Annotated in this window: 13 protein-coding genes; 12 read left to right on the top strand and 1 reads right to left on the bottom strand. The window is 71.7% G+C overall.

What is annotated here, in order from left to right; genetic code table 11:
• Nucleotides 1-38: 38 nt before the first annotated feature.
• The 12 genes from EEJ42_RS04425 (at nucleotide 39) to EEJ42_RS04370 (ending at nucleotide 14,598) form a co-directional block, all read left to right on the top strand.
• On the top strand, nucleotides 39-1,688 hold the full coding sequence (locus EEJ42_RS04425) for a glycoside hydrolase family 13 protein (RefSeq protein WP_184502925.1): 1,650 nt from the start codon (nucleotides 39-41) through the stop codon (nucleotides 1,686-1,688).
• Nucleotides 1,681-2,568 carry a prephenate dehydrogenase gene (locus EEJ42_RS04420; RefSeq protein ID WP_123098714.1) on the top strand — a complete coding sequence of 296 codons (888 nt, stop codon included), beginning with the start codon at nucleotides 1,681-1,683 and terminating at the stop codon, nucleotides 2,566-2,568. The genes EEJ42_RS04425 and EEJ42_RS04420 overlap by 8 nt, the downstream gene beginning before the upstream one ends.
• A gap of 36 nt (nucleotides 2,569-2,604) precedes the next feature.
• On the top strand, nucleotides 2,605-3,381 hold the full coding sequence (locus EEJ42_RS04415) for an AfsA-related hotdog domain-containing protein (RefSeq protein WP_123098694.1): 777 nt from the start codon (nucleotides 2,605-2,607) through the stop codon (nucleotides 3,379-3,381).
• Nucleotides 3,382-3,400: 19 nt separating this feature from the next.
• Complete coding sequence (locus tag EEJ42_RS04410; protein ID WP_123098693.1) at nucleotides 3,401-4,048, top strand: methyltransferase family protein; 648 nt, start codon at nucleotides 3,401-3,403, stop codon at nucleotides 4,046-4,048.
• A 7-nt stretch (nucleotides 4,049-4,055) separates the two neighbouring features.
• Nucleotides 4,056-6,800: a PEP/pyruvate-binding domain-containing protein gene (locus tag EEJ42_RS04405; RefSeq protein WP_123098692.1), complete on the top strand. Its 2,745-nt coding sequence runs from the start codon at nucleotides 4,056-4,058 to the stop codon at nucleotides 6,798-6,800.
• Nucleotides 6,797-7,729 carry a UbiA prenyltransferase family protein gene (locus EEJ42_RS04400; protein ID WP_123098691.1) on the top strand — a complete coding sequence of 311 codons (933 nt, stop codon included), beginning with the start codon at nucleotides 6,797-6,799 and terminating at the stop codon, nucleotides 7,727-7,729. The genes EEJ42_RS04405 and EEJ42_RS04400 overlap by 4 nt, the downstream gene beginning before the upstream one ends.
• Nucleotides 7,730-7,784: 55 nt before the next feature.
• Nucleotides 7,785-8,819, top strand: coding sequence for an MDR family NADP-dependent oxidoreductase (locus EEJ42_RS04395; RefSeq protein ID WP_123098690.1), 1,035 nt, complete (start codon nucleotides 7,785-7,787; stop codon nucleotides 8,817-8,819).
• Nucleotides 8,820-9,022: 203 nt separating this feature from the next.
• Nucleotides 9,023-10,366, top strand: coding sequence for a crotonyl-CoA carboxylase/reductase (gene ccrA / locus EEJ42_RS04390; RefSeq protein ID WP_123098689.1), 1,344 nt, complete (start codon nucleotides 9,023-9,025; stop codon nucleotides 10,364-10,366).
• A 122-nt stretch (nucleotides 10,367-10,488) separates the two neighbouring features.
• On the top strand, nucleotides 10,489-11,277 hold the full coding sequence (locus tag EEJ42_RS04385; protein ID WP_123098688.1) for a thioesterase II family protein: 789 nt from the start codon (nucleotides 10,489-10,491) through the stop codon (nucleotides 11,275-11,277).
• 10 nt (nucleotides 11,278-11,287) lie between these two features.
• Complete coding sequence (locus EEJ42_RS04380; protein WP_123098687.1) at nucleotides 11,288-12,469, top strand: cytochrome P450; 1,182 nt, start codon at nucleotides 11,288-11,290, stop codon at nucleotides 12,467-12,469.
• A 48-nt stretch (nucleotides 12,470-12,517) separates the two neighbouring features.
• On the top strand, nucleotides 12,518-13,690 hold the full coding sequence (locus EEJ42_RS04375; protein WP_123098686.1) for a cytochrome P450: 1,173 nt from the start codon (nucleotides 12,518-12,520) through the stop codon (nucleotides 13,688-13,690).
• A gap of 68 nt (nucleotides 13,691-13,758) precedes the next feature.
• Nucleotides 13,759-14,598 (top strand): phytanoyl-CoA dioxygenase family protein, encoded by an 840-nt coding sequence (locus EEJ42_RS04370; protein ID WP_123098685.1) that lies wholly within the window; start codon nucleotides 13,759-13,761, stop codon nucleotides 14,596-14,598.
• A 146-nt stretch (nucleotides 14,599-14,744) separates the two neighbouring features.
• Here EEJ42_RS04370 and EEJ42_RS04365 read toward each other — a convergent pair whose 3' ends face one another.
• Entirely contained in the window at nucleotides 14,745-17,738 is a 2,994-nt protein-coding gene (locus tag EEJ42_RS04365) for a type I polyketide synthase (RefSeq protein WP_425472845.1), read from the bottom strand.
• Between the last annotated feature and the right edge of the window lie 3 nt (nucleotides 17,739-17,741).

Raw genomic sequence — 17,741 nt, 5'->3', positions numbered from 1 at the left:
CGGCACGAACGGCGCGACCCGCGCGCTCCGTACAGTCCGTGCCCCAGGACCGGGCCTGGTGGCGGAGTGCGGTGATCTACGAGATCTACCTGCGCAGCTTCGCCGACGGCAACGGGGACGGCACGGGCGACCTCGCCGGGGTCCGGGCCCGGCTGCCGTATCTGGCGCGGCTCGGCGTCGACGCCCTGTGGTTTACGCCGTGGTACCCCTCGCCCATGGCCGACGGCGGCTACGACGTCGTGGACTACCACGGTGTCGACCCGCTGTTCGGCACCCTCGACGAGGCCGAGCGGCTCATCGCCGAAGCCCTTGAGCTCGGCATCCGTACGGTCGTGGACATCGTGCCGAATCACGTCTCCAGCGCCCATCCGTGGTTCCGCGCGGCGCTCGCCGCGCCTCCCGGCTCCGCGGAGCGCGCGCTGTTCCACTTCCGTCCCGGGCGCGGCCCGTCGGGTCAGGAGCCGCCCAACAACTGGCGTTCGGAGTTCGGCGGCCCGGCCTGGACGCGGACCACCGGGCCGGACGGAACACCCGGCGAGTGGTATCTGCACCTGTTCTCCCCCGACCAGCCCGACCTCAACTGGGGCCACCCCCGGGTGCGCGACGCCCACGAGGAGGTCCTGCGGTTCTGGCTGGACCGCGGGGTCGCAGGGCTACGCGTGGACTCCGCGACCCTGCTCGCCAAGGACCCGGCCCTGCCCGACCTCGCCGACCCGGGCCTCGCCCCGGAGGACCCCTCGCACCCGTACGCCGACCGCGAGGAACTCCACGGCCTCTACCGGTCCTGGCGGCGGATCACCGACTCCTATCCCGGCGACCGTGCGCTCATCGGCGAGATGTGGCTGCACGAACCCGGGCGCTTCGCCCGCTATCTGCGCCCCGACGAGCTGCACACCGCCTTCAACCTCGACTTCCTGCGCAGTCCCTGGGACGCCGAACAGCTGCGCCGTTGCGTCGACGCCACGCTCGCAGCGCACGGCGACGCCCCCGCCTGCTGGGTGCTGTGCAATCACGACGTGACGCGCACCGTCACCCGCTACGGTCGGACCGGCACCGGCTTCGACTTCGCCGCCAAGGCCCACGGCACGCCGACGGATCTCGACCTGGGGACCCGCCGCGCCAGGGCCGCCGCGCTGCTCACCCTCGCCCTGCCGGGATCCGTCTACCTCTACCAGGGCGAGGAGCTGGGCCTGCCGGAGGTCGAGGACATTCCGGCGGACCGGCTGCGCGATCCGATGCACTTCCGCTCGGGCGGCCAGGACCCGGGGCGCGACGGGTGCCGGGTGCCGCTGCCGTGGAGCGGTGCCGCCCCGCCGTACGGCTTCACGGGTGAGGACACCGAGCCGTGGCTGCCGCAGCCGAAGGGGTGGGCGGAGCTCACCGTCGAGGCGCAGGAGGGCGCGGCCGGATCGACGCTGGAGCTGTACCGGGAGGCGCTGCGCCTGCGTCGGGCGCTGCCCGCGCTGCACGGCGCGCCGCTGGAGTGGCTGCCCGGCCGCCCCGGCGTGCTCGCCTTCCGGCGCGGTGACGTGGTGTGCGTGGTGAACCTCTCGGACCGCAACGTCCCGCTGCCCGAGGGCCACACCGTCCTGCTGACCAGCGAGCCGGGGCCGCCGGGCGGCGCCGCGCTCGCTCCGGACGCGGCGGCGTGGACGATGCGGGACGGGAAGGGTGGCGGCCATGCGTAGCGCGGCAGTGATCGGAACCGGCCTCATCGGCACCTCGGTGGCGCTCGCCCTCACCGGCCAGGGGGTCACCACCTACCTCGTGGACCGGGATCCGGAGGCGGCCAGGACCGCCGCGGCCCTGGGCGCCGGCCTCGCCGCCACCCCGCGCGCCCCGGTCGACTTGGCGGTCGTCGCGGTGCCGCCCGCGCATACGGCGTCGGTGCTCAAGGAGTATCAGGACATCGGGCTGGCACGCTTCTTCACCGACGTGGCCAGCGTCAAGACGCGCCCCCTGATGGACGCCGCGTCGGCCGGCTGCGACCTGACGGCCTACGTCGGCGGGCACCCCATGGCGGGGCGGGAGTTGTCGGGCCCGCTGGCCGCCCGCGCGGACCTCTTCCACGGCCGTACGTGGGTGCTCACCCCCTCCGCGTTCTCCCGCGCCGAGGCCCTGCACCACGCCACCGAGCTGATCGAGCTGTGCGGCGGCCGGCCGGTGATCATGGGGCACGCCGAGCACGACCGGGCGGTCGCCCTGACCTCGCATGCCCCTCACATGGTGGCGAGCCTGCTGGCCGGCCGGCTGCTCGGTGCCGAGACGGCACAGCTGCGGCTGGTGGGCAAGGGGCTGCGGGACGCGACCCGCATCGCGGCGGGAGACGCCGCGCTGTGGGCCGACATCATCGGCTCGAATGCGGGCCCCGTCGGGCGGGTGCTGACCGAACTCGCCGAGGAGCTCTGCGCGGTCGTCGCGGCGCTGCGCGAGCTGGACGACTCCGCCGCGGGTCCCCGCGGGAAGGGGGCGGCGGAGCTTCTGGCCGCGCTCGCACGGGGTGAGGAAGGACGGTCGCGGATCGTCGACGCCGAGCGGCCGGCCGACGCAACTCAGGCCGCCCGCTGAACTTGCCGGACCGGCACACCACGGAAGGAAACCAGGATGAACGACGAGATCGTGTTCATCGTCGGAGACCGCTTGGCCGGGGGGCCGCCACGGAGGGGCATCATGTCGTTGTCCCGGCTCGTAGCGGACCTGCGAGCGGGGCTGCTGAGGGATCCGCTGCCGGCGCTCGTCCCGGGACAGGGCATCGAACGGCACGAGATGGACCTCATACGGGCGGAGCTGAAGCGTTGCCGGCTGCCCGGGACCGCGCTGTGGGACGCGGTCCCACCGGAGCTCGCCGGCCGCGGTGAGGTCCACAAGCACCGTCAGGAGAACGTCCTGATCGCCGGTCTGCGGCGGATCGGCGACACCCACTACCAGGCCGCGCTGCGCCTGTCGAACACGCACGAGATGGTGCTCGACCACACCACCGGCACCCATGTCACGGGAATGGTGGTGACGGAGGCCGTCCGGCAGATGTCGCTGGCTGTCGCCGAGAGGTATCTGCTGAAGCCGGGGCAGCCCGTTCCGCGGTTCCTCATCAACTCCCTTCAGGTGTCGTTCTCCCGCTTCCTGCTCCCGCTGGACGCCGAGATCGACTATCACCTCGACGAGGCCGTGTGGAAGCGGCCGGACGTGCTGCGCTACCACGGGCAGTGCGACGTCCTCCAGGCGGGCGTCACGACCGCGTCCGGTTCCATGAGCCTGTCGGTCCACGAGGAGGGCGCGGCCGAGCGGATCGAGGAGACCCAAAGCGACGCCGTCGTCCAGCGGCTGGCCGATCGCCATCAGGCCGGCCGGTCGCCGGAACCGTCCGAGCACCGCGTCCCGTGACCCGGCCAGGAGGTCGACCATGACATGGCTTCTGCGGAGATTTCCGCTGTTCGTGCTCACCGTGTCCGTCATGGCCACGGCGGTGGCCACCGTCCGTGAGGCGGCCGGCTGGTCCGACCCGGCGCACCGGGTCGGATGCGCCCTCGCGGCGTCGTACCTGCTGTGGCTGCTGCTGGAGAGCTGGACGACGGTGCGCAGTTCGCGAGCCACCGAGGCGACGACCGACCGCGGCACGGTCTACGCCTACGGCGCGGCGCGGGCCGCCACCGTGGCGACCGCTTGCCTGGTACCGACGGACTGGTCCGGGTACCGGCCGTGGATGCCCGTCCTGCCGGTGGCCTTCGTCTGCGCCGTCGCCTTGCGCCTGGCGGCGGTCCGCGCCCTCGGGCGGTTCTACTCGCACCGGGTGCGGGCTCTCGGTGACCACCGGATCGTGGACACCGGCCCGTACCGTCTGGTGCGGCATCCCGCGTACGTCGGCATGGCGGCCGCGCACCTCGCCTTCGTCGGCTACTTCCTCAACCCCGCGAGCGCCGCCGCGCTGGTGGTCCTGCTGCTGCCGGCCATCGTGGTGCGCGTCCTGGTCGAGGAACGGATGCTGTTCTCCCTGCCCGGCTACTCCGACTTCGCGGCGTCCCGGCGCCGCCTCATCCCCTGGGTGTGGTGACATCGGCATGACCATAGAGAACGCACTGCGGGCCGTCCGCCCTGCCGGGCGCCGGGGCCCGGTACTGCGCGGGAGAGCGCTGCTGGACGAGGCGGAGGTGGGCCCGAAGTTCGCCCGCCAGGCCCGGATGGCCTCGGCCGGACTGCCCGTGCCCCACTTCTTCTGCCTGCCCGCGAGTCTGTTCACCCGCACCCTGGCACCCGTACGCCCGCGGCTCCTGGCGATCCTGCGGCAGCTGGACCAGGCCGACCCCGACCGGCTGGCCGAGCAGTCCGACGCCCTGCGCCGCCTGGTCCTCGACGTGCCGGTCCCGCCGTCGGTGGCGCGCGCCGTCCACCGGGCGTACGACGAGGTGTTCGGACCGCACGCCGTGGTGTCGGTGCGGTCCTCGATGGTGGGGCCGCGTGGGCGGGCCGCCGAGGACTCGGCCGAGGACGCCTTCGCGGGCATCGGCGAAAGCTTTCTGTACGTCACCCGCGATCAGGTGCTGGAGCGGGTGCGCGAGTGCTGGGCCTCCGGGTTCGGCACCCGGGCGCTGTTGTACCGGGCGGCGCGCTCCACCGCCGCCACGGAGGACTTCGCCGTCTGCGTGGGCGTCCAGCACATGGTGTTCGGCCGCCGCTCCTTCGTCCTGTTCACCTGCGACCCGCTGACCGGGGCCCGGGACCGGGTGCTGGCGGCCGGGCTCGGCATCGGGGAGGGGGTCGTCCAGGAAAAGGTACCGGTGGACCATCACTTCATCGACCGGCGCACGGGCGCGGTCCGCTCCGTCGTCGCGCACAAGACCGAGCGCATGGAGGAGGATCCCGCGCGGCCGGGCAGCGGGCCCCGGCTGCTCCCGGTGCACGGCCGCGAGCGGGACGAACCGGCGCTCACCGACGGGCAGATCCGGCACATCACGGACGTCGGCGACCGCCTGGAGCGGCTTTTCGGCTGCCCGCAGGACATCGAGGGCACCCTCACCGAGGACGGCGCCCTGCACATCCTCCAGGCCCGGCCGGTCGTCCTCGACCTGGGCGGGCAGCGGCTGTGGAGCAACGCGAACATCACCGAGAGCTATCCCGGCGTGACCACCGCCCTCACCTACTCCTTCGCCCAGCGCTTCTACCGTGAGGACTTCCACGACTTCTACCGGCGGCTCGGGGTCTCCCCCGCCGTGCTGGCACGCCACGAGAACGACCTGAGGTCCATGCTCGGCCTGCTGAACGGCCGGGTCTACTACTCCCTCAGCGCGTGGTACGCGCTGCACCGGCTGTCCCCCACGTTCCCGCTGTGGCGGGCCAGTTTCGAGCGGATGATGGGCATGTCACCCGCCGTGACGGACGTACGCCCCGACCGCCTCGCCACCTCCCCCGGCCGGCTGCCGGAAACCGCCGCGGCCCTGCTGCGCCTGGCCTGGCTGCGGGCCGTGCACGTACCCGCCGCCCGGAGCTTCGACCGCTGGTGGCAGCAGACCATCGCGCGCCACCGCGAGGCCGCCAGGACCGCCGACCCGCTCCACCTGGCGCAGCTGATGCGGTCACTGTGGCGGGAGGCCGGGGAACGCTGGGGCCTCACCCTCGTCAACGACGTGCTGTTGCAGACCACCGAGACCGCCGTCATGCGGCTCTTCTCCCGCTGGCTGCCCGGCGCCGACGCGGGTCTGCACAGCGACCTGCTGTGCGGTGGCGAGGAAAACCGCAGCGTCACCATCCTGATGTCGCTCGTGGATCTCGCCGAACGGATCAGGGCCACCCCCGGGCTGCTGGACGCCCTCGCCGATGAGGACCCCGGCAAGCCCCCCGAGGAGCTGCTGCGGCGGATCGAGGACGGCGCGTTCGGCACGGACATCGCGGACCGGATGCGGGCACACGGGGCGGCCCACGGCGACCGGGGCCTGCAAGAGCTCAAGCTGGAGGTCCCGGTGCCGCGCGAACAGCCTTCCCAGCTGCTGCGGCTGGCCGGCGAGTACGCGCGCAGCGGCCTGACCCGCGAGCACCTGCGCGGCCGGGAGACCGCGACCCGGCGCGCCGCCGAGGAGCGGCTGCGGACGCTGCTGGCGGGCCACCCCGTGCGGCGCCGGGTGCTGCGTACCCTGCTCGCCCAGCAGCGCCGGTACATCAACATCCGGGAGAACACCCGCTACAGCCGCAGCGAGCTGTTCGGATTCGGCCGCCAGATCTACCGCCGGCTGGGGACGGAACTCGCGGCGCGCGGTGCCCTGGACGCGGCGGAGGACGTGGTCCACCTCACCGAGGAGGAGATCCTCGGCCACTTCGACGGGGGCGCGGTCACCGACGATCTGCGGGGGCTGGCGCGGCTGCGCCGAGCCGAGCACCTGAGCCGTGCCACCCTCGATGTCGAACTCCCCGCGGACTTCGCCACGATGGGCCCGGTACGCGACGGGCTGCCCACTCCGGAGCGGGACGCGCAGCCGGGCTCGCGGCTGCGCGGGCTGGGTTCCAGCGGCGGTGTCGTGCGTGGCACCGCCCGTGTGGTCATCGACCCGCACCAGCGTGTCGATCCCACCGACGACCTGATCCTGGTGGCCCGGGAGACCGACCCCGGGTGGCTGTTCCTCATGCTCTCCGCGCGCGGCATCGTCGTCGAGCGCGGCACGCTGCTGTCCCACACCGCCATCAGCGGCCGGAAGTTCGGCATCCCCACCGTCGTCGCGCTGCCCGGCGCGACGAGAAGGATTCCGGACGGGGCACGCGTGGAGATGGACGGGGCGACCGGTACCGTGACGATCCTGGACGAGGTGGCGGAATGAGCGGCACGGTGCGGCGGCTGTACGCGTTCTTCGCCGAACGCGCCCCTGCCCGCGTCTATGTGACGTACGCGGTGCTGTGGGTGCTCGCCCTGGAGGGTGCGCTGGCCCTGGTGGAGCCGGGCGACGCCCGCTGGATGCTGGGGGTGCCCACGCTCGCCGAGATCGGCACGGTGTGGCTGGCCCTGCTCTTCATCCGGGTCGTGGACGAGCAGAAGGACCTGGGTTACGACCGGGAGCACAATCCGGGCAGGCCACTGCCGCGCGGCTCGATCACGGTACGCGAACTGCGACTCGCCATGGCGGTCATCGCGGCCGCGGGCATCGTACTGACCGTGTGGCGGTCGCCCCTGCTCACCGGCTGGCTGCTGCTGGATCTCGCCTACATCTGTTTCCTGGTCGGACTCGAACGCTGGTCGAGGTCGGTCCGGGACGGCATCTTCCGCAATCTGGCGGTGAGCTATCCCGTGCAGGCGCTGCTCAGCGGGCACGTGTGGCTGTCGTACCGGGACGCGACGGGCGCCGGCCCGCACTGGAGCGCCGCCGTGCCGGTTCTGCTCTGCGCCTGTGTCTTCCTGCACTTCGAGTTCGCCCGCAAGACCAGCCACCGGGTCACGCCCGGCGCCACCCTCTACTCCAATGCCATCGGCACCCGGGGCTCCGTCGGGCTGACCGTGGGCTGCGCCCTGGCGGCGGCGGCGCTGGCGCTGCTCGTCGTACGTCCGTGGCAGGTCCACGGTCCGGCGGCGGCCGCCGCGTGGCTGCCGCTGTCGGCGCTCGGCTGTGTCTGGGCGGGCGGCGAGCGGTTCGCGCAGGCCGACGCGCGGGGCGCGACGTGGCCGCGGGGACCGGCGATGGGCTTCCTCGCCTGGTTCTACGTCGGCCTGTTCGTGGCCGCGCTGAGCGTGGCGGACCCGGGCCTGACCGTGTAACACCCCCGCGCCTGACCGTGTACCACCGCCGCCGTCCGAGGATGAGGACCACCCCATGGCCGAATCCGGGCCCGTGCCCGTACCCGTTCCGTCCACCCACCGCGAGGTGCGCCTGGCCGCGCGTCCCGAGGGCAGACTGCGCCCGGACCGCTTCGAGGTCACCGAGGTCCCCGTCCCGGTGCCCCGCCGCGGCCAGGTCCTCGTACGCAATCGGCTGACGCGGGTCGGCGCGGTGACCCGCACCCTCATGGAGGACGCCGACGCCGTCCTGCCGATGTCCCCGTACGAACGGGGCCGGGCGCTGTGGGCCCCGGCGCTCGGCGAGGTGGTCACGGCCCCGGGCACCCGCCTCGACCCCGGCGATCTCGTCAGACACCAGCTCGGCTGGCGGGAATACGCGGTGATCGAGGCGGACGACGCAGGGCGCGTCGACCCGGCCCTGTGGCCCGATCCGGCCGCCTGCCTCTCGCAGGGATTCGCGGGCTGGCTGGCAGTGGTGCGCGCCGCCGAAGTACGGCCGGGCGAGACGGTGTTCGTCACCGGCGCGGCGGGCGGGGCGGGCTCCATCGCCGGACAGTTCGCCCGCGTGCGGGGAGCGGGACGGGTCATCGGGTCGACGGGGTCGCGGCGCAAGGCCGACTACCTCCTGGGGACCCTGGGATTCGACGCGGCCGTCGTCAGGGGCGAGGCACCGATCGAGGAGCAGCTGCGCGCGGCCGCCCCCGAGGGTATCGACGTGCTCGTCGACACGGTCGGCGGCGAGCAGCTCCGGGCCGCGTTGGCACTGGCCCGCCGAGGCGCACGATGCATCGTCATCGGCGCGCTGTCCGCACAGGCCGGCGGCGGCACGACGGCCGAGGTGCCGGTCGACACCCTGGCGCTGTTCTCCCGGGGCATCACCCTCCGCGGGCTCACCACCGCCGACCACCGCGACGCGGCGCCGCGCTGGGAGGAGCAGTTCAGCCGGGGCCTGCGCGCCGGTGTCCTCACCTTTCCGCACACCCGGCTGCGGGGGATCGAACGGGCGCCGCGTGCCCTGGGCGAACTGCTGGACGGCCACCACATCGGTACGGTCCTTCTGGAGTCGTGACCGGAAGGATGTCGCAGGCCTCATCAACGAGTTCCACCGAGCCAGCGCCAAACTTCGAGGCTAGTGATTTCCGGGGAATTGAGACGCTACCTTGCACGGGCCCGTCTCGGCGATCGTGGACGCGGCGTGCGTGGAAGGAACTGTGCATGACGCGGGATTAGTCGAACGCCTTCCTTTCATCCCGAACCGAGGACCGGAATCTCGTGAAAGAAATCATCAGCGCCGTTCTTTCCGATGACGCTGCCTCCGAAGACTTCGCAGCGCTCCCCGTTCCCGATTCCTATCGCGGAGCGCTCACGCTGAAGGAGGAGGCCGGGATGTTCGAGGGGATCGCTTCCTCGGACAAGGATCCGGAGAAATCGCTGCACATCAGCGAGGTTCCGACGCCGTCGCCCTGCGCCGGTGAGGTGCTGATCGCGGTCATGGCGAGCGCGATCAATTACAACACGGTGTGGAGCGCCATCTTCGAACCGCTGCCGACCTTCGCCTTCCTGGAGCGCTATGCCAAGGCCGGGCCGGAGGGTGCCCGGCACGACCTGCCGTATCACGTCGTCGGATCCGATCTGTCCGGGGTCGTGCTGCGCACCGGGCCCGGGGTGCGGCGCTGGAAGCCCGGGGACCGGGTGGTGGCGCACTGTCTGTCGGTGGAGTTGGAGAGCTCCGACGGGCACAACGACACGATGCTCGACCCCGAGCAGCGCATCTGGGGCTTCGAGACCAACTTCGGCGGCCTCGCCGAGATCGCCCTCGTCAAGTCCAACCAGCTCATGCCCAAGCCGGCCCATCTGACGTGGGAGGAAGCGGCCTGCTCGGGGCTGGTGAACTCCACCGCGTATCGGCAGTTGGTGTCCCGGAACGGTGCCGGGATGAAGCAGGGCGACAACGTGCTGATCTGGGGGGCGAGCGGCGGACTCGGCTCGTACGCGACCCAGTTCGCGTTGCACGGCGGCGCCAACCCGGTCTGTGTGGTGTCCTCGGACGCCAAGGCGGAGCTCTGCCGGTCCATGGGCGCCGAGGCCGTCATCGACCGCAGCGCGGAGAACTTCCGGTTCTGGTCGGACGAGCGGACTCCGAATCCCAAGGAGTGGAAGCGCTTCGGAAAGGGGATCCGCGAGCTGACCGGCGGCGAGGACGTCGACATCGTCTTCGAGCACCCCGGCCGGGAGACCTTCGGCGCGTCGGTGTACGTCACCCGCAAGGGCGGCACGATCGTCACCTGCGCCTCGACCTCCGGCTACACCCACGAGTACGACAACCGCTACCTGTGGATGCAGCTGAAGCGCATCATCGGCTCCCATTTCGCCAACTACCGCGAGGCCTGGGAGGCCAACCGCCTCATCGCCAAGGGAAAGATCCACCCCACCCTCTCCACCGTATTCCCGCTGGCCCAGACCCCGGCGGCGGTGCGGCGGGTCCAGGAGAACCGGCACAGCGGCAAGGTCGGCGTACTGTGCCTCGCACCGGCCGAGGGCCTCGGCGTCCAGGACACTCAGACCCGCGCCCGTCACCTGCCGTTCATCAACCGGTTCCGCGAAGCCGCCGAGTAGCGTCCCCGGCCTTCCCGCCGCCCGCACCGAGGCCGGCCAAGACTAAGGATTTGCGGGTGCGGTTCGGACTCCACTGAAGACAGCGCGACAGCGCGATCTGGATCGGAAGGGACCGACGAGACTTGGTTACGAAGGACGACGCCACAACGGCCTGGATCCGCCGGTATCACTCATCCGGTGGCAGTACGGTGCGGCTCATCTGCTTCCCTCACGCGGGCGGTTCGGCGAGCTTCTTCCACCCGGTGTCGGCACGATTCTCGCCCGATGCCGACGTGGTGGCCCTCCAGTACCCCGGCCGTCAGGACAGGCGCCGCGAGCCGTGCATCGAGGACATCGGCGTGCTCGCCGACCTGCTCGTCGAGGAGATCCAGGCCCTCAGCGACAAGCCCACGGTCTTCTTCGGGCACAGCATGGGTGCCGTGCTGGCCTTCGAGACCGCCTTCCGGCTCGAACAGCAAGGGGTCAAACCGCCCCACTCGTTGATCGCCTCCGGGCGGCGCGCCCCCTCGACCCGCCGGGACGAGCAGGTGCACAAGCGCGACGCCAACGGCATCATCTCCGAGCTCAGGCTGCTCAACGGCACCGACTCGGCGGTGTTCGGCGATGACGAGCTGCTGAGGATGGCGCTGCCCGCGATTCGCGGCGACTACCGGGCGATCGAGACGTACACCTGCGAGCCGGGCCGGAAAGTCCGCTGTCCCATCACCGTCCTGACCGGCGACGCGGATCCGAAGACGACGCTGGAAGAGGCGATCGCCTGGCGGCCGCACACCGAGGGCTGGTTCCAGGTCAAGGTGTTCCCCGGGGGCCACTTCTTCCTCGCCGACCATCAGGCCGAGGTGAACAACGAGATCGCCAGAGAGCTCGAAGCGGCCCGTTCGGCGGGACAGAGCGCTCCGGCAGGACGTTGAGGAGAGGTCTGTGCCGACATCCCGAGAGCTGCCCGCCCTGACCACCGAGGCGCGGCCCGTGCTGGACCCGAGCCCGCTGCGGGAGCTGCGGGCGAGCGCTCCGGTCTGCCGGGTCCGAACGCCGGCGGGTGACGAAGCCTGGCTGGTCACCCGGCATGCCGAGGTGAAGAAGCTGCTCCACGACGAGCGGCTGGGCCGCTCCCACCCGAGCCCGGAAACCGCCCCGAGGTATGTCAAGAACTCCCTGCTCGACCTGCTCGTCGCCGACGACCCGCAGGTTGCGCGCGAGGCGCACGCCCGGACACGGGCCCTGTTCACACCGAACTTCTCGGCGAAGCGCATCCGCGTTCTGCGCCCGCGCATCGAGGAGGTGGCGAGTGACCTGGTGGAGGACTTCGCAGCGCGGGAACGGCCGGTCGACCTGCACGCGTACTTCTCGTCGCCGTTCTCCCTGCGGATCCTGTGCGAGCTGATCGGGGTGCCGGACGAGGGCCGGGAGCGGTGCGCGGCGCTGCTGGCCGGTATGGGCCAGATCGACACCGGGCAGTCCACGGTCACCGGGCCGAAAGCCCTGTTCGGCTTACTCGCCGGGGTATCTGCGCGCAAGCGGGTGGAGCCGGGCGACGATGTGATCTCCCGGATGTGCGCGGCGGGCCTCCCGGACGATCATGTCGGTTCGCTGGCCGCGGTCCTGTTGTTCGCCGGGCTGGAGAGTGTCGCGACCCACATCGATCTCGGGGTGGTGCTGCTGTCCGCCCACCCGGAGCAGCGCGACGCGGTGCTCCGGGATCCGGCCCTGCTGACCGGCACGGTCGAGGAGGTCCTACGGTCCGCCAAGCGAGCCGGGGCGACCTTGCCGCGGTACGCGAGCGAGGACATCGAGATCGCCGGTGTGACCATTCGCGCCGGGGAGCTGGTACTGCTCGACTTCGCGCTGGCGAACTTCGACGAGCAGGCGTTCAGCGAGCCGGAGCTGTTCGACATCACCCGCTCACCGAACCAGCACCTGACCTTCGGCCACGGCATCTGGCACTGCGTCGGCGCGCCTCTGGCCCGAGTGGAGCTGAGCACCGCGTTCACCACCCTGTTCTCGAGGCTGCCCGGGCTGCGACCCGCGGTCCCGTTGAACGAACTGCGAACGCGTGGCGGCGAGTTGGTCGGCGGGCTCGCCGAACTGCCGGTGACCTGGTAGCCGGGCCGGACCGGATTGCGGAAGCGGAGAGAAATGGGAACTGCTGACATGTCGGACGCCGCGAAACTGGTCGACTTCCCGCTGAGACGACCCGGTGACCCCCTCCCGCCCCCGCAGTACGAGGACTTCCGCGAGCGCGAGGGGCTGGTCTGGTCCACCATGCCCACCGGTGCCCGGGTCTGGTTGGTGACGCGGTACGAGGACGTCCGCGCGGTGCTCACCAACCCGAAGATCAGCTCCAACCCCGGACACGAGGGCTTCCCCAGCCCCGGCCGGACCGGCGGGCCGCCCGCGCAGGACCAGGTGCCCGGCTGGTTCGCGGCGCTGGACCCGCCCGAGCACGACCGGTATCGCAAGGTCCTGATCCCGGAGTTCAGTGTCCGGCGTATCAGGGAGCTGCGGCCGCGGATCCAGGAGGTCGTCGACGACTGTGTCGAGGCGCTGCTGGCGAAGGGCAGTCCCGCGGACCTGGCCTCCGACTTCGCGGTGCCGATTCCCTCTCTGGTGATCTGCGCGCTGCTCGGGGTACCGCAGGCGGACCGTGGCTTCTTCGAGTCGCGTATCCGTGTCCTGGTCACGCTGAGCGCCACCGACGAGGAGCGCGACGAGGCGTCCAAACAGATCCTGCGCTACTTCAGCAGGATGATCGCCATCAGGAAGCGGCGCCCCGGCGACGACCTGATCAGCGTGATGATCAAGTCGGAGACGATGACCCCGATGGAGATCGGCGGCGCGGCGATGCTGCTGGTCATCGCCGGCCAGGAAACGACGGCGAACAACATCGCGCTCGGCGCGAGCACTCTGCTGTCGAACCGTCAGTGGATCGGCGACGACCGGGTGGTCGAGGAGCTGTTGCGCTACTACTCCGTCGCCGACCTGGTGCCGCTGCGCGTTGCCCTGGAGGACGTGGAGATCGCCGGGCAGATCATCAAGGCCGGTGAGGGCATCGCCCCGCTGGTCGCCGCGGCCAATCACGACGGTTCCGTGTTCTCCTGCCCGCACCAGTTCGACCCCGGCCGCTCGGAGCAGCACCACATCGCGTTCGGCTTCGGCCGCCATCTGTGTCTCGGGGCGCATCTGGTGCGCACCGAGATGGAGCTCGCCTACCGGACGCTGTTCGAACGGATCCCGACGCTGGAGCTGGCCCGGCCCGTCGAGGAGTTGTCGTTCAGGAACAACGGCGTGCTGTTCGGCCTGGATTCGCTGCCGGTCCGCTGGTAGCGCCCTCTGTCCCCCGCCCTCCCTCTGTCCGTGACCCTCCTCCGATGAACAAGGAGCCTGGAATTCCCATGGCCATACGTCTCGCCCGGCTCCCCGCCTCGTCCACGGTGGCCGAAGTCTCCGCGGCCCTCGACCGCGACGGCGGTGTGATCGTGGAAGACCTGATCGACAAGACCACCCTCAGGGGGCTCTGGGACGACCTGGGTCCCGCCCTGGAGAAGACCGGGTACGGGGACAGCTCGTTCGCCGGACAGCGGACCAAGCGGCTCTGCTCGCTGTTCGCGCGTTCCCGGCACATGGCGGAGGTGGCGCTGAACCCGCTGTTCCTCGGCGCCGCCCGCGACCTCATCGAGCGGCCCGTACCCAGCTGGTTCGGTCCGCAGCGGACCGAGCTCGCGCCGAACGTACAGGTCAGCATCACGCAGGTGATCCAGATCTGGCCCGGGGAGACACCGCAGCCCGCGCACCGCGACGACATCGCGCATATGCTGCCCTCCCCCGGGCCGACCAACCGCGTGCAGATCATGCTGGCGATGGACGAGTTCACCGACGAGAACGGCGCCACGATGGTGTACCCGGGCAGCCACGCCTGGGAGGCGGAACGCGGCCCGCGGCCGGAAGAGGCGGTGCAGGCGGAGATGGAGCCCGGCTCCTGCCTGATCTGGGTGGGCGGGCTGTTCCACGGCGGCGGGCCGAACCTCTCCGAGGCTCCGCGGACCGGTCTCACCATGGCCCTGGTGCGCGGCAACCTCCGCCAGGAGGAGAACCAGTTCCTGGCCGTGCCGAAGGAGATCGTCCGGGAGTACCCGGAAGAGTTGCAGCGCCTGCTCGGCTGGGGCCTGTGCCCGCCGTTCATCGGCTGGTACGAGCACGCGGACCCGAACCCCCTGCTCCGCGCCGAGTCCTGAGCGCACCGCGCGCCTGACCGGCCGCGTCAGGGATTTCGAGTGCCGTCCCAGAGGCCGACGACCGGATACCGAAGGCCACCGTGAGGGATTCTCCTCCCGCGCGGTGGCCTTCGGCGTTGATCACCGGTCCGTGCCGCCGCCGCGCTTCATCCTCGCTCGTTCAGCCATTCGTGCACCCGCTGTGCGGTCGTCTCCGCGTCCGCCTCCAGCAAGGTGAAGTGGTTTCCGGTCACTTCGAGCACCTGGTGGTCAACCGGCCAGGACGGCCGCGTGGCCTCGAGGAGCAGCTCGGGCACGAACTCGGCAGCCTGTACGAAGAGCGTCGGGGTTTCGATCGGACGCGGCCGCCAGCCGCTGAACAGCCGCGCGTAATGCGCCATCGCGGTGAGCTGGTCATCGTCCACCGGGATCTGGGGGAATCGCCGCATCAGCCGGTGCGTGGTGGCCGCCATGCCCAGTGCGAGGTTGTCGCCGGCGCCCGCGGGAGTGTCCAGCAGGACCAGCGCGCGCGGCGGTGTTCCAGCCGCCTCCAGTCGCGCGGCGAGGGTGTGGGCGAGCCAGCCCCCCGAGGAGTAGGCGACGAGGGTGAGTGGTTTGTCCCCGAACACGCGCAGCACCGCGTCCGCCTGCCGGGCGGCGGTGGCGTCGAGATCGGCCGGAAGGGCCTCGCCCGGGCCGCAGCCGGGTGTGGGCAGGACCCAGACGTCGCGGGTGCCGCGCAGGGCTTGGGCGAACCGGGCGAACTGGTACGGGCTCGCCGGGGCCACCAGCGACGGCACGCACAGCAGAGGCTCGGCCTCCGAGCCGTCCGACAGCCGCACCGGCTCGGCGCCCGTCGGCCCCTCGCCCCCGGTGTCATGGACCTGGAAGCTGGGGCGTGTTCCTGCCGCGAGGTCGAGCAGGTCCAGCCCGCGCTCGTGCTGCTCCTGGTCGAACGCGTGCCGAAAGAGGTGGGTGACGGTGCCGCCCCGCGCCGTGCCGTCCGCTCGTTCCGGCCCGGCCGCCGTGCCGTCCGCTCGTTCCGGCCCGGCCGTGGCCGCCGGGCCGGCCGACCCGGCCAGTCCGGCCAGCAGATGGGTGGCGAGCGCGCGCGGCGTCGCGTGCTCGAACAGCGCCTCCGCGGTCAGTGCCAGTCCGGTCGCCCGGCTGAGCCTGGTGCGCAGGTCGGTGATCGACAGGGAGGTGAAGCCCATTTCGAGGAACCTGCGGCCGGTTTCCACCTCCGTCACGTCGGTGTGGCCGAGAACGGACGCGATCTGCGAGGTGATCAGACCGAGCAGTGTCCGGTCCTGTTCCTCGGCCGTCATACCCCGGAGACGGGCGGACAGTTCGCGGTGGTCCTCGACGCCCTCCGCCCCCGGAAGGGCCGAACTCCGCTCATGGTCGCCCGCGCCCCACCGCGAGAGGAGCGGTGTCGTCCCCGGCTCGGCCGCCCGGTCCGCCAGCCAGAAGCGGCGGCGCCGGAAGGCATACGTCGGCAGCTCGATCCGCTGGGCGCCGGTCCCGGCGAACAGCGCGGCCCAGTCCACGTCCGTGCCGCGTACGAACATCTCGGCGGCGGCGGTCAGCAGGCTCTCGATCTCGCCGCGGTCCCGGCGCAGGACCGAGACCGCGGTCTCCACATCGGACGGTACGAGGGAGGTGAGCACCGGATCGGGGCCGACCTCCAGCAGGCGGGTGGCGCCAAGCTCACCGGTCGCGGTCCGCACCGCGTCGTGGAAACGGACCGGACGGCGGATCTGTCGCACCCAGTAGTCTCCCGTCGCCCAGTCCCGCTCCCCCACCGGACCCCCGGTGACGGTGCTGACCGCTGGGAGCACCGGCTGCCGGTAGGTGACGCTTTCGGCGATACGGGCGAAGTCCGCCAGCACCGGCCGCATCAGCGGTGAGTGGAAGGCGTGGCTGACCCGCAGCCGGGACACCCGGCGGTCCTCCGCGCGCGCCACCGCCATCGCCCGCTCGACGGCGTCCTCATCCCCGGAGATCACCACCGCCGAAGGGCCGTTCATTGCCGCGATCGCGGCTCGCCCGGCCTCGGGTGCCGCCTTGGCGGCCTCGTCGAGGATGCGCACCACCTCGTCCTCACCGGCCTCGATCGCGGCCATCGCACCACCGGTGGGCAGTGCCTGCATCAACCGGGCGCGCGCCGCGACCAGTCGGGAGGCGTCGACGAGGTCGAGGACGCTGGCGGTATGGGCCGCCACCAGCTCGCCGATGGAGTGCCCGAGCACGACATCCGGGCTCATGCCACAGGAGCGCAGCAGTTCCACGAGGGCGGTCTGCACCGCGAACAACGCCGTCTGGGCATACCCGGTCCGGTCCAGCAGCGCCGCCTCCTCCGAGCCGTCCGGGGCGAACAGCGCCTGACGGACGGTGATGTCGAATCCGGCGGCGCCGTCGAGTTCCGCGTCCAGGTGGGCGCACACCTCGTCCAGGGTCCGGGCGAACACCGGGAACCGGTCGTAGAGTTCGCGGCCCATGCCGACGCGCTGGCTGCCCTGCCCGGTGAACATCCACGCCGTGCGGCCCTCGGATACGACGCCCGACACCACGGAGGCTTCGCCGCCGGCCAGAGCGGTCACGCCCGTACGGAGCGCCGCGTCGTCGGCACCCAGCACCACCGCGCGATGGTCGAGCAGCGCGCGGGTCGTCGCCAGTGAGAAGCCCACGTCGACCGGGGACCGATCCTGCGGTCCCCGCTCGTCGAGGAAGGATGCGAGGCGGCCGGCCTGTTCGCGCACCGCGTCCGGGCTACGGCCGGACAGCACCCACGGCACCACCGGCAACGGTGCCGAGGACCCCTCCTCCACGGAAGCCGGAGCGGTCTCGGGGGCTTCCTCGAGGATGACGTGGGCGTTGGTCCCGCTGATGCCGAACGACGAGACACCCGCCCGACGCGCACGCTCACCCTTCGGCCAGGCACGAGCCTCCGTGAGGAGCCGTACCGCTCCCGAGCCCCAGTCCACATGCGACGAGGGCGAGTCCACATGCAGCGTCGACGGCAACTGCTGCGCGCCAAGCGCCATCACCATCTTGATCAGCCCAGCCGCACCCGCAGCGGCCTGCGTGTGACCGATGTTGGACTTCACCGAACCCAGCCACAACGGATCCCCCTCACGATCCCGCCCATACGTGGCCAACAA

The organism is Streptomyces botrytidirepellens (assembly GCF_003721215.1).
Lineage (GTDB): Bacteria > Actinomycetota > Actinomycetes > Streptomycetales > Streptomycetaceae > Streptomyces > Streptomyces himastatinicus.
Note: the sequence above shows the minus strand (reverse complement) of the source record. Positions and strands in the feature narration are given on the sequence as shown.